The organism is Affinundibacterium macrobrachii, from assembly GCF_014652415.1.
GTDB lineage: Bacteria > Pseudomonadota > Gammaproteobacteria > Burkholderiales > Burkholderiaceae_D > Undibacterium > Undibacterium macrobrachii.
The window spans coordinates 71863-86726 of record NZ_BMYT01000006.1 but is presented as its reverse complement, the minus strand read 5'-3'; the positions used below and the strand labels follow the sequence as shown (position 1 = coordinate 86726).

Annotated in this window: 14 protein-coding genes; 4 read left to right on the top strand and 10 right to left on the bottom strand. The window is 46.8% G+C overall.

What is annotated here, in order from left to right; all coding sequences use genetic code 11:
* Positions 1-5 precede the first annotated feature (5 nt).
* Genes fdhF through IE103_RS15580 form a run of 3 tightly spaced genes read left to right on the top strand, consistent with a single transcriptional unit; the run spans position 6 to position 4032 of the window.
* On the top strand, positions 6-2933 hold the full coding sequence (gene fdhF / locus IE103_RS15590; protein ID WP_189347063.1) for a formate dehydrogenase subunit alpha: 2928 nt from the start codon (positions 6-8) through the stop codon (positions 2931-2933).
* Positions 2934-2950: 17 nt separating this feature from the next.
* Complete coding sequence (gene fdhD / locus IE103_RS15585; protein ID WP_189347062.1) at positions 2951-3781, top strand: formate dehydrogenase accessory sulfurtransferase FdhD; 831 nt, start codon at positions 2951-2953, stop codon at positions 3779-3781.
* Positions 3778-4032, top strand: coding sequence for a formate dehydrogenase subunit delta (locus tag IE103_RS15580; RefSeq protein ID WP_189347061.1), 255 nt, complete (start codon positions 3778-3780; stop codon positions 4030-4032). Before fdhD ends, IE103_RS15580 begins: the two co-directional genes overlap by 4 nt.
* Here the strand turns inward: IE103_RS15580 and IE103_RS15575 are convergent.
* The 4 genes from IE103_RS15575 to IE103_RS15560 form a co-directional block, all read right to left on the bottom strand.
* Positions 4020-4622 (bottom strand): hypothetical protein, encoded by a 603-nt coding sequence (locus IE103_RS15575; RefSeq protein WP_189347060.1) that lies wholly within the window; start codon positions 4620-4622, stop codon positions 4020-4022. The genes IE103_RS15580 and IE103_RS15575 overlap by 13 nt on opposite strands.
* A gap of 113 nt (positions 4623-4735) precedes the next feature.
* Positions 4736-5107 carry a DUF7079 family protein gene (locus IE103_RS15570; protein WP_444545894.1) on the bottom strand — a complete coding sequence of 124 codons (372 nt, stop codon included), beginning with the start codon at positions 5105-5107 and terminating at the stop codon, positions 4736-4738.
* An 88-nt stretch (positions 5108-5195) separates the two neighbouring features.
* Positions 5196-5588 carry a hypothetical protein gene (locus tag IE103_RS15565; protein WP_189347058.1) on the bottom strand — a complete coding sequence of 131 codons (393 nt, stop codon included), beginning with the start codon at positions 5586-5588 and terminating at the stop codon, positions 5196-5198.
* Positions 5589-6477: 889 nt separating this feature from the next.
* Complete coding sequence (locus IE103_RS15560) at positions 6478-8778, bottom strand: CocE/NonD family hydrolase (protein WP_189347057.1); 2301 nt, start codon at positions 8776-8778, stop codon at positions 6478-6480.
* A 192-nt stretch (positions 8779-8970) separates the two neighbouring features.
* On the opposite strand from IE103_RS15560, the gene IE103_RS15555 reads away from it, so the two are divergent.
* Complete coding sequence (locus IE103_RS15555) at positions 8971-11121, top strand: winged helix-turn-helix domain-containing protein (RefSeq protein WP_189347056.1); 2151 nt, start codon at positions 8971-8973, stop codon at positions 11119-11121.
* 538 nt (positions 11122-11659) lie between these two features.
* Here the strand turns inward: IE103_RS15555 and IE103_RS15550 are convergent.
* From IE103_RS15550 to IE103_RS15525, 6 genes are all read right to left on the bottom strand, one after another.
* Complete coding sequence (locus IE103_RS15550) at positions 11660-11965, bottom strand: type II toxin-antitoxin system VapC family toxin (RefSeq protein WP_229827322.1); 306 nt, start codon at positions 11963-11965, stop codon at positions 11660-11662.
* A 114-nt stretch (positions 11966-12079) separates the two neighbouring features.
* Positions 12080-12292 (bottom strand): FitA-like ribbon-helix-helix domain-containing protein, encoded by a 213-nt coding sequence (locus IE103_RS15545; protein WP_189347055.1) that lies wholly within the window; start codon positions 12290-12292, stop codon positions 12080-12082.
* Positions 12293-12558: 266 nt separating this feature from the next.
* Positions 12559-13101 carry a prolyl hydroxylase family protein gene (locus IE103_RS15540; RefSeq protein ID WP_189347054.1) on the bottom strand — a complete coding sequence of 181 codons (543 nt, stop codon included), beginning with the start codon at positions 13099-13101 and terminating at the stop codon, positions 12559-12561.
* Positions 13102-13193: 92 nt separating this feature from the next.
* On the bottom strand, positions 13194-13817 hold the full coding sequence (locus IE103_RS15535) for a 5' nucleotidase, NT5C type (RefSeq protein ID WP_308427004.1): 624 nt from the start codon (positions 13815-13817) through the stop codon (positions 13194-13196).
* A gap of 63 nt (positions 13818-13880) precedes the next feature.
* Positions 13881-14246 carry an SLOG family protein gene (locus IE103_RS15530; RefSeq protein WP_189347053.1) on the bottom strand — a complete coding sequence of 122 codons (366 nt, stop codon included), beginning with the start codon at positions 14244-14246 and terminating at the stop codon, positions 13881-13883.
* Between the two features lie 58 nt (positions 14247-14304).
* Positions 14305-14814 (bottom strand): O-acetyl-ADP-ribose deacetylase, encoded by a 510-nt coding sequence (locus tag IE103_RS15525; RefSeq protein WP_189347052.1) that lies wholly within the window; start codon positions 14812-14814, stop codon positions 14305-14307.
* Positions 14815-14864 lie beyond the last annotated feature (50 nt).

Genomic DNA, 14864 nt, shown 5'->3' with positions numbered 1-14864 from the left:
ACAAGATGCTTTCTCATTTAAAAGATACTGATTTCGGCACACCTCGTCGCGAATCTGAACAAACCGTCAGCTTAGAAATCGACGGTGAAATCGTCACCGTTCCAGCAGGCACTTCCTTGATGCGTGCGGCGGTGGAGGCTGGTGTACAAGTTCCTAAACTGTGCGCCACCGATAGCTTAGAACCATTTGGCTCTTGCCGCCTCTGCTTGGTCGAGATTGAAGGACGCAAAGGATTTCCTGCCTCCTGCACTACACCTGCGGAAGCGGGCATGAAAGTCAAAACCCAAAGCCCACAATTACAAGAATTACGCAAAGGCGTGATGGAGTTATATATCTCTGATCATCCTTTAGATTGCCTGACTTGCTCTGCCAATGGCAATTGCGAATTACAAGATATGGCAGGCGTCACGGGATTGCGCGAAGTGCGCTACGGTGTTGGTGCTGGCGATGGTAAAACTAGCGGTGGCAAACATCATCTCGATAGCAAAAAAGATGAATCGAATCCCTACTTCACTTACGATCCATCCAAATGCATCGTCTGCAATCGTTGCGTACGCGCATGCGAAGAAACCCAAGGTACATTTGCTTTAACCATTAGCGGTCGCGGATTTGAAGCGCGCGTTTCACCGGGCCAAGATCAGCCGTTCATGGAATCGGAATGTGTGAGTTGTGGCGCTTGTGTCGAAGCTTGTCCTACCGCGACTTTGCAAGAAAAAACGGTGATCATGTTGGGTCAAGCCGAGCACAGCAAGATCACCACTTGCGCGTATTGCGGGGTGGGTTGTGGTTTTAAAGCAGAGATGAAAGGCAACCAAGTGGTACGCATGGTGCCGTGGAAAGATGGCAAAGCGAATGAAGGCCACTCTTGCATCAAAGGACGTTTTGCTTGGGGCTATGCGACGCACAAAGATCGCGTCACCAAACCGATGATACGCAAGAGTATCCATGATGCATGGCGCGAGGTGAGTTGGGATGAGGCGATCAATTATGCTGCTTCCGAATTTAAACGCATACAAGCTAAGTACGGCAAAGACGCTATCGGCGGCATCACCTCATCACGCTGCACCAATGAAGAAACCTATCTAGTACAAAAATTAGTACGTGCGGCTTTTGGCAACAACAATGTCGATACCTGCGCGCGCGTTTGCCATTCGCCAACTGGCTATGGACTGGGGCAAACATTTGGTACGTCGGCAGGAACACAAACCTTTAAATCCGTCGAACATGCCGATGTGATTATGGTGATCGGTGCCAATCCAAGCGATGCCCATCCGGTGTTTGCCTCGCGTATGAAAAAACGTCTACGCCAAGGTGCAAAATTGATCGTGATTGATCCGCGCCAAATTGACTTGGTCGATGGGCCGCATGTCAAAGCGGATTATCACTTACAACTCAAACCCGGCACCAATGTCGCCATCATCAGTGCACTGGCGCATGTGATCGTGACTGAAAGTTTGGTTGCGCAAGACTATGTACAAGAACGTTGCGACAACAAATCATGGCGTGAGTGGAGCGCATTTGTGGCGCGTGCTGATAATTCACCAGAGGCGATGGAGGCTGTCACAGGTGTCCCTGCAGCTCACATCCGTGCTGCTGCGCGTCTGTACGCGACCGGCGGCAATGCGGCGATTTACTACGGCTTAGGCGTGACCGAACACGCACAAGGCTCAACCATGGTAATGGGCATCGCCAATCTGGCAATGGCAACCGGTAACGTCGGACGTGAAGGCGTTGGCGTGAATCCACTGCGCGGTCAAAACAATGTGCAAGGTGCTTGCGACATGGGTTCTTTCCCACATGAGTTGCCAGGCTATCGACATATTTCTGATAGCACGGTGCGTTCACAATTTGAAGCTGCATGGGGGGTTACACTGAATCCTGAACCAGGTTTACGCATCCCGAATATGCTCGACGCTGCACATGCCGGCGAATTCAAAGGCCTGTATTGTGAAGGCGAAGATATCGTTCAATCTGATCCAAATACCCAGCACGTCACCGCCGCATTGATGGCGATGGAGTGTCTGGTGGTGCAAGATATTTTCTTGAATGAGACAGCAAAATACGCGCACGTGTTTTTACCGGGTTCTTCTTTCCTCGAAAAAGACGGCACCTTTACCAATGCCGAACGTCGTATCTCACGCGTACGCAAAGTAATGCCGCCCAAGGCTGGTTATGCTGATTGGGAAGTGACAATGAAACTGGCGAATGCGCTTGGTTATCCTATGCAGTATCAACACCCTAGCGAGATCATGGCGGAAATCGCCGCACTGACACCGAGCTTCCGTGGCGTTAGTTACGAAAAAATTGATCAACATGGCAGTGTGCAATGGCCATGCAATGAGAACACTGCAGAGACCGGCACCGCGATTATGCATGTCAATCAATTTGTGCGCGGTAAAGGACGTTTTATCATCACGCAATATGTCGCCACCGATGAAAAAGTCACACGCAAATTCCCACTCTTGTTAACCACCGGACGCATTCTGTCGCAATACAATGTCGGAGCGCAAACACGTCGCACAGAAAACAGTCAATGGCATCACGAAGACCGTTTGCACATTCATCCGCATGATGCGGAAGAACGTGGCATTCGGCACGATGCATGGGTCAAAATCGAAAGCCGCGCGGGCGATACGGTATTGCGTGCCTTTGTGACGCAAACCATGCAACCGGGCGTGGTGTACACCACTTTCCATTTCCCTGAATCGGGTGCGAATGTGATTACTACCGACAATTCGGACTGGGCGACTAACTGTCCTGAGTACAAAGTGACTGCGGTGCAAGTCATGCCAGCCAAACCGAGTATGAAACAATCTGCATGGCAGCAAGCGCAACAGGCGTTTGATACGGAACAATTGGCGCTGGCACAGGCTGCTTGGCCTGAAACGACTCAAACATCAAATACGTCATCAACGGCGAGATCAACAACTTGAACACGATGAATGCAAGCATGTCGATAAGCGATTTAGATGAGCAGACCCAAGATACACGCGCGCAGCCAGTGATGCGTTTGCGCGATGGTCAACTGCAACAAGCGCAAGACCAGATTGCGCAAGAAGTTGCGGTGGCCTTTGTGTTTAATGGCATTGCTTTCGCGGTGATGATGGCGAGCCCCAGTGATCTGCAAGACTTCGCTTATGGCTTCGCTTATTCAGAGGGCATCATCGAGCACGCGGCGCAAATCTATGATTGCGAAGTAAAGCAAGAAGCGCAAGGCTACACACTGGACATCACAATTGCCAGCGCTTGCTTCGCTCGACTCAAAGACAAGAAGCGTCAACTCGCCGGTCGCACTGGTTGCGGTTTGTGTGGGGTTGAAAGTCTAGAGCAAGCGATACGCCAACCAGCGGCGATTCAATCCGAAATGCGTTTTTCTGCTCCAGCAATTTCCGCCGCATGCACGGCGATGCGCGCACAGCAAAATTTATTAGACGCGACTGGCAGCAGCCATGCCGCTGCGTGGTGCCATGCGGATGGAACAATTGCCGTCATTCGCGAAGATATCGGCAGACACAATGCACTCGACAAAGTCATCGGTGCTTGCCTGCGCCAAAGCCTAAACATGCCACAAGGCTTTGTCTGCGTTACCAGCCGTGCCAGCTACGAGATGGTACAAAAAACTGCGAACGCCGGCATTCCTTTACTCGCCGCGATTTCCGGTGTGACCAGTTTAGCCATCGATATCGCACAACAAGCCACTTTATGTTTGCTCGGCTTCACCCGAGGCCAAGACTTTAGCGTCTATTGCCATCCACAACGTTTACATTTCACGACACCATGAACACTCTCGACAAACTCGTCAAAATGGCGAATCAAATCGGCACATTCTTTGAAAGCTTCCCTGATCGTGAAGAAGCCTTAGACGGCATCGCCAATCACCTTAAGAAATTTTGGACACCACATATGCGCGATACCCTCATCGCTGGTATCGAGTCGCACTCAGTCGAAACACTGAATCCCATCGTCACAGACGCCATCATCAAACATCGTGCAAGCATGTTTGCAAGGGCGATGAGCAATCAAAGTACTTGAACACTCTCTACTCGAATCAACTCGCAAGCGCCAGCCCCTGTATCCTCACGCGTTAATGACGATTGCCAACGCCAACCATCGGGCGCACTCACGGCAACCAATTTTCCACGTAACTGAATGATCTGTCCAGGGCGCAATGCCTTTAAGGTTTTCTCGATTTGCGCATTGGCGGGAATCATATGCATATTAGCGCTGTGACTAGCGATTTCGGCGGGTGGACGTGGTGGCTGATCTTCCCAGCGATAATAATAAAAGCGATTGCTCTGCGAAATTGTCAGTGAAGACAAAACTTCAGAATCCGACATCGATCCCCAACCTAAAGCCAAATCCACGGGCGACAAATCCGCCTCACGCCCAATCGAATACAACTCCTTCGCCAAGATGCGCGCTTCAATATCAAAATCTGCAAGTGCCTTGATCGTGTAATCGCCTTTCTGCCAACTATCGCCACGATCAAGCATCGTTTGCACTGGCTCGCGTTGCACCAAAACGCCGCTTGCATGCGAAATCGGCTTTTGCGCGCGCTGTTGATACTGATGCCAACCACCAAATACGATCACTGCTGCGAGCAGCCAACGCCATGAGAACATGTTTTATCCTTTGTTTGAAATACGTCGCGACCATCATAGCAAAGCTTTACTGAATTTTAAGATGCAATTTTGGGTTATGGCGTGCAAGCGTTACTTCACGCGATTCGTGACTGCTATTTTCCTGTATTTTTCTGTCGATTTTCCTGAATTATTTGTCTAAGTTCATGCCAGTGAACCTGGGTATAGCGACGTAAAATCCAAGGCTTTCTTTTGCCAAATCGATGTTTAGAAAGAACTCGCTTGACCACCCAATCGATTGGAAAGCCAGCCCACTCTGGTGCGGGCAAATCGAATATATTGAATCTAAGAGCCGGCAAGACTTCATTAAATAATATCCTCTCCAACTCATCGATACTGTATTTAGAATCAGCACATCTTTGGGCAATGAAGTTGTAGGACAGCGTGACATCGGTATCCATATACAAATCCTGCATACAATCCCAAATTGGGGTTCTGTCTTCTACGTCTTGTTCGGGAGGATTCATGTTCATCGAATTTCTAACATAGGCACAACTTGGGATGCATATATGTGAAAAAGGCAGTGAAGAAAATTGCGACGAGTCTAGACATTTTTTATTGGGCTATATATGCAATATCTTCGAGACACACATGATATTCCTGGTTACTGGCAGTAACAATCAGAGTCGCTAATAACTCGCCTGTATCTTGGTTGAGCGGCATAAAACATTCCACCAACCCGAAAAGATTAGAACCATTTTCTTGCTTAAAATAGCGAACAAGGATGCGCGCTTCACTAGCTTGGCAGATGGTCGCAGAACGCTGTTCTCCGACAAGACAAAAATCGATGTCAGCAGTGATCGCTTCTACAATCGGCCTATCGTAAGCCAATGCATAGGCAAAACGTTCTGCGATCGAATGGTAGTCGCAGTCTTTAATCATTCCCACTAATTCCGAGCCAATATCGGTTAGTGGTGCTTGATAAGTTTGGTTGAAGTTGATTTTCATGCGAGGTTGAACGTTTGTACTGTCAACCTTTGACATGAGTTGCGACCGACAGGTACAGCCAGTTGGGCATCCGCTCGATGGAATAGTTGGGCGTCATTTCGCAGTCGTCGCGCTTACTTGTCATGCCAGCACGCCCCGAAGTAGACGACATCCGAGGACATGAACGCGAACGGTTTCTTCGAACCTTCGACATACTCATTGATTACCAACGTGTAGACGGCAGACCCAGACCCAACTTCATTCGGGCGAAGGATGGAAATGGCCTTGAAGGAGTTCTCTTTGGATCCTGGATCGATGACTGTTGGTTCTGTGGCGTAGTTGTTTCGGAGCGGGCCGGACATTGCGCCAGTACGCCGACTGACAGAGAACTCCTTGCCGATCCATGTTTTCCGCTCGCCGTGAACAAGGGAGGCTGGCCCCTCCCCCTGCGCCGTATGGATTCGCTCGACCTTACACCTATAATCAGCATGCGCGGCAGCGTCCGTAGTCGCAAAGATGAGGGCTGAGAGAGTGAGGAGACGGAGTGTGGTCATGACGCCCAACTTGTTTTAAAGTGAAAGAAACCGACGCTAACACACTCATAAATTTTCATCAAGAAAGTTCCAAGCCTTTCAAAACTCTTGCTACGTGTGAATGCAACTCAATTAAGGTAGCAAGCTCAAGGTTTGACGCGAGCGTAATTTTCGCTATGAGTTCCCTCCCCTTCAAGGGGAGGGCTAGGGTGGGGATGGGTTTTGTGGATGAAACATAAAATGTAAATGACAGAAACCCATCCCCATCCCAGCCTTCCCCTTGAAGGGGAAGGGGCAAAACCACGTAATCTAAAATGTCATAAAATTTCATCATTTACTACGACTAGCTTTTGTTGTCGCTGCTTTCAACTACTTCACTATTTCAAGCGCCAAGGTTTAAGCGGAATCATGAGCTTACTATCCGAGAACCATTTGATTTCTAAAGGCTCTTTACCATCCGCACTAGTTTCGTCGCTGACGTCTTTTCCTGTTCCCATATTGACCTGGGCATTACTGTTTTTATTCACGTCCAACACGATCACCAGTCGGCTGCCGGGTGGCAGTAATTTTGCTGTCATTCGCGCATTCACAATTGGTACTTGTGTTTTCTTTCCGGGTGTCAGTAGCTTGCGCACCGACATGTCGTGCGCATAGCTGGCACGGCCAATATAGTAGTTAAGAAAAACTACCTCGCCTTCCGGTGATATTGCGTAGAAGTTGTAGCCTATGTCGACATCACGTTTATTGATGGCGATGGAAAAGTGGCCGGTGATGCTTCCAGCAAGTTGCATTGTTTCCGTGAACGGTTCTGTGACAAACACAAGGCCGTTACTTTTTGGTAGTTGCTTGTGAATCAAAGGCCACATACCGGCGTCGTTATTCGTAGTGCTACGGTCAGCCAAATCCACGGTTTGCGCTACAAAACTGAGCATACTTGGTTTGCTTGATGTCAGCCGATAATAAGCGTCCTGATCTTGTGTCGTACCAAGATAAAAAGTCTGCGCCTCTTGGTTTAACTTTTGTAATGATGGATGGTGTTGCCACGTATTGCTCCCCATCAGTTGGTAATTGACTTTGTCCTTTAATAGTGCGGGACGTGGTTTATTGAAAAGCACATAGTCAAACCATTGGAAGGTCAGTTCTTCTGTATCTTTTTCTAAAGCGACAGGATCGAGTTGATAATTACTATGGTGCGAATATGGCACACCTTGCGCGGTGCCGTGACTGTACGGGCCGATCAGCAAAGTGTGATTCGCTTTTGGATTGTATTGGTAGTGCTGCTTCAAAAAATCGATGGCTGAAATTTGTCCACCATCGAAATAACCAGTGATCGATAACACTGGGATATTGATCTTCTTGTAGTCATTTTTGTAGGGCAGCATTTGTTGGTAATAGCTGTCATAGTCTGGATGCTTGAGCCATTTTTGGAACCATGGATTCGGTGTTCCTTCTACTTTGTCGATATCTCGGAAAGCACGGCCACTTTTATACAAGTTTTCAAAAACATCATCCCAATACTTTCTATCTGCATAGACAGAATGATCCATGGTCTTGTTGTTTGTCACATGAAACGCCCATTGATAATTAGGGGTGATAAAAATATTGTTTTCGATAGGAAGCCCGGTCATCGGATTGGCGGCGGCATAAGGCACGATGGTTTTTAATGCCGGATGCATGTATTTGGCGGCGGCCCACTGGGTGAAACCTAAATAGCTACCACCATACATCGCCACTCGACCATCGCTCCATGCTTGTTGGGTAATCCAGTCTATAACTTGCGTTGCGTCTTCACCGTCTTTTTCCCATGGAATGATGTCATCTGGACTGAGACGCTTGCCGCGTGTGTTGGCAATTACGCCGATATAGCCGTGCGCCGCGGCATGGATCGCTGTTTTGATGTGCCAAGCTTCGTCGGCATAAATAGAAAACTGAAATGCTGCAGGACGCTTGATAGCATCTTGTTTTGGTCTGACGACCACTGCGGATAAACTCACGCCCGATTTTGTCTTGATAAGCAGGTTTGGCTCAATCACATAGCGCTTGTCATTTTCTGCGCTGAGAACTTGATTTCCCGTTCCGAGAATACGCTCATAGACTTTGTAAAGCTGATAGTTGGTCACGAGCCGAACAATATCGCTCTTCTTCAACATATCGCTAGACTTTAGCCGTTTAAACAAGTTCAGCATAAAATCCTGCCCCATCTCTAGTGACCAACCAAGGCAATAGCTCACCTTGTATAAGTCTTCATTTGAAAAGGTGCCGAGTTTGGTCGTCATCAAAGTCATTAGTGCTTGCGCATCATACTGATCGGTCTTAGGCGAAGCTTGTCTGAGCCATGCATCGCTTGAATAGTGAAAATAGCCTAAGGGATTTTTTTGTTTTGCGATGAGCGCATGCGTCTGCTGAAAATCGCTTAAGAAGGAAGCGATGGCGATTTTGTCGTCATCTCTACTCGCATCATCAGTGCCGAGCTTTGATTGCTGTACCAACTCATTTAATTCTTGTCGAAACAGATCTGATTGCAATAATTGCAGTGCATCCGCTCTTTGCTCCATTTTGGCACCGACTAGGCTAGCGGGCTTTTGATAGGTTTCGTTAGACCAGGCATATTCAATGGTCAGCGCTTGTAAAATTAGCACAATGAATACCATGATCGCGGATGGCTTTAGTTGTCTCATAACTTGACTCCATGTTGAATGAAGTGAACGAGCATAAAAAAACACAATAGAAATGTCGTGACGACAACATGACTTTTCATGACTTTTGATAACTTAGACAAATTTTCATTAATTCCTCGTAGGAAGCAGGCGCACAAAACACGCTGAACGTGATATTTTTCTAACTGACAACCGCTCTTCTCTAAAAAATTCATGCGCTGGCAAATCGAACAATTCCTTTTTTGCGATCAACAACAAACCCTGAGCAGCAAAGAGCAAGTGCGGCAGCTTGAGCCGATGGCAGTCGAATTGCTCAGTTATTTTTGCCAACACCCAGATAGTATTGTTAGCCGCGACGAACTCATCAATTCGGTTTGGCTTGGTCGGGTTGTGACAGATAGCGCCGTGAATAAAGTGGTCACCAAGTTGCGTAGATATTTCGATGACGATGCCAAAAGCCCACGTTTCATTGCCACTTTTCCCAAGAAAGGCTATAAGTTCATCGCCCAAGTACGCGCCATCGAAACCCACAAGCCCCTCGCAGATATCACAGAAATTAGCCAGCCAACAGCGGATCAAGTAGATACCGCGAGCATGGATACAAGCGCGCATTCACGGCAATCTGCTGAAGTAGAAAGTTCACAAAAGTCATCCCGCAAATTTGCGTGGGCAGCCGCTGCCATGTTCGTGATTGCGTGCTTTATTGTTCTCGCCCAATTTATCTCATTCAAACAAACGCCAGCACTCACGACCACTGGCAAATCGGTCGCACTCACGCGTGACGCCGGTGCTGATGTATTTCCTAACTTATCTGCTGACGGCAAGCTGTTAAGTTATGTTGAAGTGCGCGATCGTAAAATGATCCTCAAGGTAAAAAGACTGTCTGATGAAAGCGTCTTCGTATTCGATCATGGCGAAGCAAAAACGACCTCGGTTGGCCCTGCCGATTGGAGCGATGACGGCACGCAGATCGTCTATTTGGTCACAACACCCGAATCCTGCCAATACTTCATCCGCACACTTCAAGGGGCTTGGTTTTCTGAACCGCAACTGATTCACAACTGCCCAGTTGGTAGCTATGGAAAAATAGAATTCACTCACGATGTGAATAAACTGATTTACGCAGAATCAGAAGGACACAATGCGCCGTATTCCTTGTTTGAACTCGATAGAAAGACGGGAAAAAAGCGCCGACTTTCGCAACCAGAATTAGTCATCGGTGGCAATAGCCAATTTGACCTTCATCCTACACAAAATAAACTATTGATCTCGTCGCCCGACAAGCAACAATGGGAAGGTTTTTATGAACTCAATTTAGACACTGATCAACTCAAACTACTATTCAAACTCGATGCCTATATTTGCTGCGGTATTTGGAGTCAGCAAGGCGATCGCGTGATCTTGATGGGCGAACATCCAGCAAATCAATTACTCAGTTACGATTTAGGCGGCAAGAATGCCTACCCGGTCTATTCTGGGAGTTTAAATTTAAGAGCACCGACACGACATAGCAACGGCAAGGACTACCTCTTTCCCGCTGGCGAATCGAATCAGAACATTCTCCAATTTCGCTTTGACACACAGAACTCAGAAGAACTGGTAACCAACTCAGTCGATGACAGACTCGCGACTTTTTCAGAAAAAAATCAAACCCTAGCGTTCATTAGTTTGGCCACTGGCGGCGAGGAAATTTGGCTACGGCAAGCGGTCTCCAACGCTGCACCTAGTACCTCAAACAATACAGCAAAAAGACTCAGTCAATTCAACGATGGCAGGCATTACATCGATCTGCAATGGCGACCAGACGGCAAGCAATTGTTAGCACTCAGCCTGAACGAAATTCACCTGATCGACACCATCTCAGGACAGTGGACTAAAGCGAAACTACCGCAAAGAGAAATGCGCGCAGTCTCATTCAAAGACAATCAAACCATCGCCTTTAGCATCAACGTCAATGGCAAATGGCAGATCAATTACTACCACCTAGACAGTGAGACCACTTCGCTAGAAAAAGACGAATGGCAGTACGCAAAATTTTCTGAACAAGAAGAAGACACGCTGTGGATCAATCAAGCAGGAGATCTCTACGCCGGAAAGATACCAAGAAAAGTGACCGAACTCGACGCAGAAAAAATCGACTGGCTATCCGGCAGAATCTTCAACATCCAAAAACACGGCGAAGCATGGTACTGGCAACGCCGCGCCGGACATCGTTTAGAACTCTTGCAAAAGATAGTAAATCAATCACCCAAACCAATCTTGATCAGCGACAGCTATCATTTCAATATAGGTAAATCGGGCGTGTATTATCATCAATCACCTCCGCAGAATATTGATATTTATCGGACGGTGTTGGTGCAGTAGAAGGGTTGTTTTTCAATATAATTTGAAAGCAAATGATCAGAAACGACATGGACATTGGCATTAGAACCTAGCTGCTTCACACCCGCTTCGCCATGCTGTTGTGCGAAATGATTGAGGACATGTAAACAAGGCGTCTCAATGAAGGAGTTCATGAACTCCAAAATTTCATGATTCTTCTTTCCCCCTTCAACTCGCCCCACATAGACTCTGAGCCTTTACACGCTAGCTTATACAGTTCGCGAGCTAAGTTCTCTACCTCTGGTCTAAGGCATAAAGGGTGCAATGCAGCACTGGGGACATGAGGCTTTTTATTTTGCTTCTTATTCCGCGCAAAAGGCGACCTTTAAGGCAAGTAGTAGATCGTCTACTCTACTAAAAAAGCAAACTTGGCGAGGTTGGTGATATGAGATTTTCAGCCTCTGCATATTCGATCTAAGTTTTAATGCCTCTTCGATTGCGATTTGCTTGTGCGAACCACGACCTAAAAATTCGGCCAATACAAATGATCGGTACAAATGATTAATTCAGCGCAGCTTTTTCACCTAAACGGATTAATCACTTTGACACCAGTGGCGGCAAAATCATTACTGTTCCGGGTAACAACATCCAAGCCATGGATTAGCGCAATCAATGCAATTTGTTTGTCTATTGGATGTTGATTTTGTGATGCCATCAGCTTCCCCCACACCTGCGCGCAGTCGTCATCAAAAACTAAAATCCGATCAGCATAATCCTGAACAATCGTATTTAGCCAACGCTCTAAAACCTTCGCTTGTTCTGCATCGCCTCGTTTAGAAATTTTCTCTATGCCAGCGCGAATTTCACCTATCGTTTGCACCGACAAATAGACCGACTCAGGATCTACGTTTTTCTAAAACTCCCTGACACCGATATTCGCTTTTGCGCCTTTACGGCGTTCACTGATGACGTTCGTATCAACTAAAAACAAGTGCCCTCCCTAAGCCGAGCGGCAGTCAAAGTCCGAATCCAAACCTACATTCGGCATGCTAGTCAGTACGTCAACCAGAGAGCGCCGAGTTGGACGCTGCAAGGCCGCTCTTAAAATTTCACGATGTTCCGCTTCAGCGCTTCGTCCATTTGCCGCACCACGCTGTTTTAACGCTAAAGCGATATCATCGTCAATATTTCTTACTAATAGTTTCGTTGTCATCACACCCTCACTTATGTGCTTGCAATGCTAGCAGTTTAATCCGACAACGATAGCATTGCTATTCTCGGTTATTAAAGTCGTAAACTAAGCCTTATATTTTACGCCGCTTTCCGAAGCCTTCAATCTGGCAGGATCGAAATTAAAGTCGTAAACAAATGTTCGATTTCGTCCCTAATATTAACTTCTTTTTCAATTAAAGTCGTAAACTGGGATCAGTATAAAAATTAGCGCGATATTGCAAAATAAGACTGTCCAAAAAGATCTTGTCAGCCATATACAACATCACTACGCAATACATATTTCATGCCACTTTCAACCTCAACACCTTGGTGCCAGAGCTGATGTTCAAAGATAATTGCGGAACCTTTTTTTGGCGACACCTTTAGATTTCCGTTCCTAAACAAGGTTTCACCTCCAATATAATCCTCATTTAAATACACTAAGAACGTATACATAGTTTCATTGCCCCCAATTCTTTGGCGACCATCTTTATGCATGTTAAATTTTTGGCCAGGCAGGTATTTGTAGAACCGGAAATGCGGAGACAAGCCATTCGCATTCCTATTTTCATGGTTTGGAAGTTCAAATCTACATAGCAGTTTCCAATAAGTTTCGGCTAGTGAACTTGATTGATAGTCAGCTCGTTCATTATTCCGAATATGCGTATAGTATTGTCTGCCAGATGTCGTCTGTACATCGGCTGCATTAAAGCCAATTGACTCACTTAATTGAATTAGTGAATCGCACTCTTCGTCAGTAAGAAAGGCTGGTATCTCAAAAACATTTTCTTCAAGTTTCACTAACTTCATGACTCGTACCTTCATTAATAAAGAATCACACTGATCAGCATATTCATCTTTAAGTCAGCGATAGATTTAAAGTGATCTAGAAGAGCATTCACTCATTTTTCCCTCATTGATCCACCACGTTGCAAAATCCGCGAGATTTGTGTGTTGCGAATGGGCGTAATGTAAATCGTCGCCTGTATTTGGGCTACCATTTGGTTCACGTAAAATGAGCGCGGCATGAATATCTTCGGGAATACCAAGCAAATAGGGAAGAAAATCGTCAACGAAAGCAATCGGTCGAAGTTCTCGTAGTGCTTGAGCCTTCGGGCTAATCCCATTACCGTTACTTGAGGTTGCGACCACCCGCTCGACGGGAAACCACAATCGCGAAGATTTTGAAGGCGCGCGGCTTGAAAATGCGAATCTATAGCGGATACGCAAACCAATTCAAAACCAGCTGCACATAACGCTTCGCAGGCACTCACAGCACTTGGCAGAGCCGGTATGCTATTCCAGAAGGATTCATCAAAGCTTGCGCGAAATTGTTCTAGTTCTTTACCTGTCAGCCGATTCACTCCCCAACGATCCATCGCCCAGTAAGCGTTCGCATCACGCAGTGCTGGTAATTCTCCAAAAGCTTTTTCCCAAGCCTTCCTATAAGCGGCGTTGTAATCCAACAGCACTCCGTCGGCATCAAGCGCAATGATGGGATTAGGAGGGTTATCGCAGTTTTTCATATTAGATTCTTGGACGTTTAATTTAAAGCTACAGCAAACTAGATAGCAATGTCATTAACGAAATCACGCAAGAAAGATTCGTACTTCAATTTCAGCTTGTTTCGCCAGTTCAACCGCATGTTTTGTGCCACGCGCCATTTCAGGTTTGTCATAATCAGCATGAAATGCAAGTACTAAGTTGATGCCTGTTTTGAGCATCCTATCATTAAGCCCTTTCCAGCCATCTGTTGGGTAGCGTAGATAATCTTCCTTCGTTTTTTGCATCGCCTCAACACCAAGTCCCAGCTCTTTTGCGATGGAGATTGCGTTGGCATCTACCCCTAGAGTGTCACCTGTGACGATCACGCTATTGGCAGGGAGTTGGATTAGTTCACGGCGCAAAGCATTTACATCTGTCCATGTGGTCGAGCCAGTAATCAATACGCGCATTGGGCAAACTTTCTTTGTTTGATGAGATAGCTTTTTTCAAATGAGGCCTCGCTCATTCCTATGCATTGAGTATTTTTTCATATACAGAGAGATCAGCATTCGAGTAGCAGCAAAACACGACTTCTTCAATTGTTCCAACGTCTTGCAAGGCAGTTTTCACAACCTTGACTGCAACGGTAGCGGCTAGTTCTATGGGATAAGCATAGATACCAGTGCTGATACTTGGAAATGCGATGCTAGTTACGCCTTGTTGCGAAGCGATCTGAATCGCACGGCGGTAGCAGGAGGCCAAAAGTTCAGGTTCACCCTGTTCTCCCCCTCGCCAAACTGGCCCTACCGTATGGATGATGTATTGCGCATGTAGGCGATACGCTTTTGTTAGTTTCGCTTCACCTGTCTTGCAACCACCTAACAAACGGCATTCGTGCACCAGCTCTGGTCCCGCAGCCCGATGTATTGCACCATCCACGCCTCCTCCACCAAGCAGCGACGAATTCGCGGCGTTCACGATCGCATCTACGTTGATCTTCGTGATATCGCCACAGACAGCTCGGATCAGTGCGACCATAACTATTCTATCCTTCAATTAGTTAATCAAAACTTCAGTCTTTGCGTGTA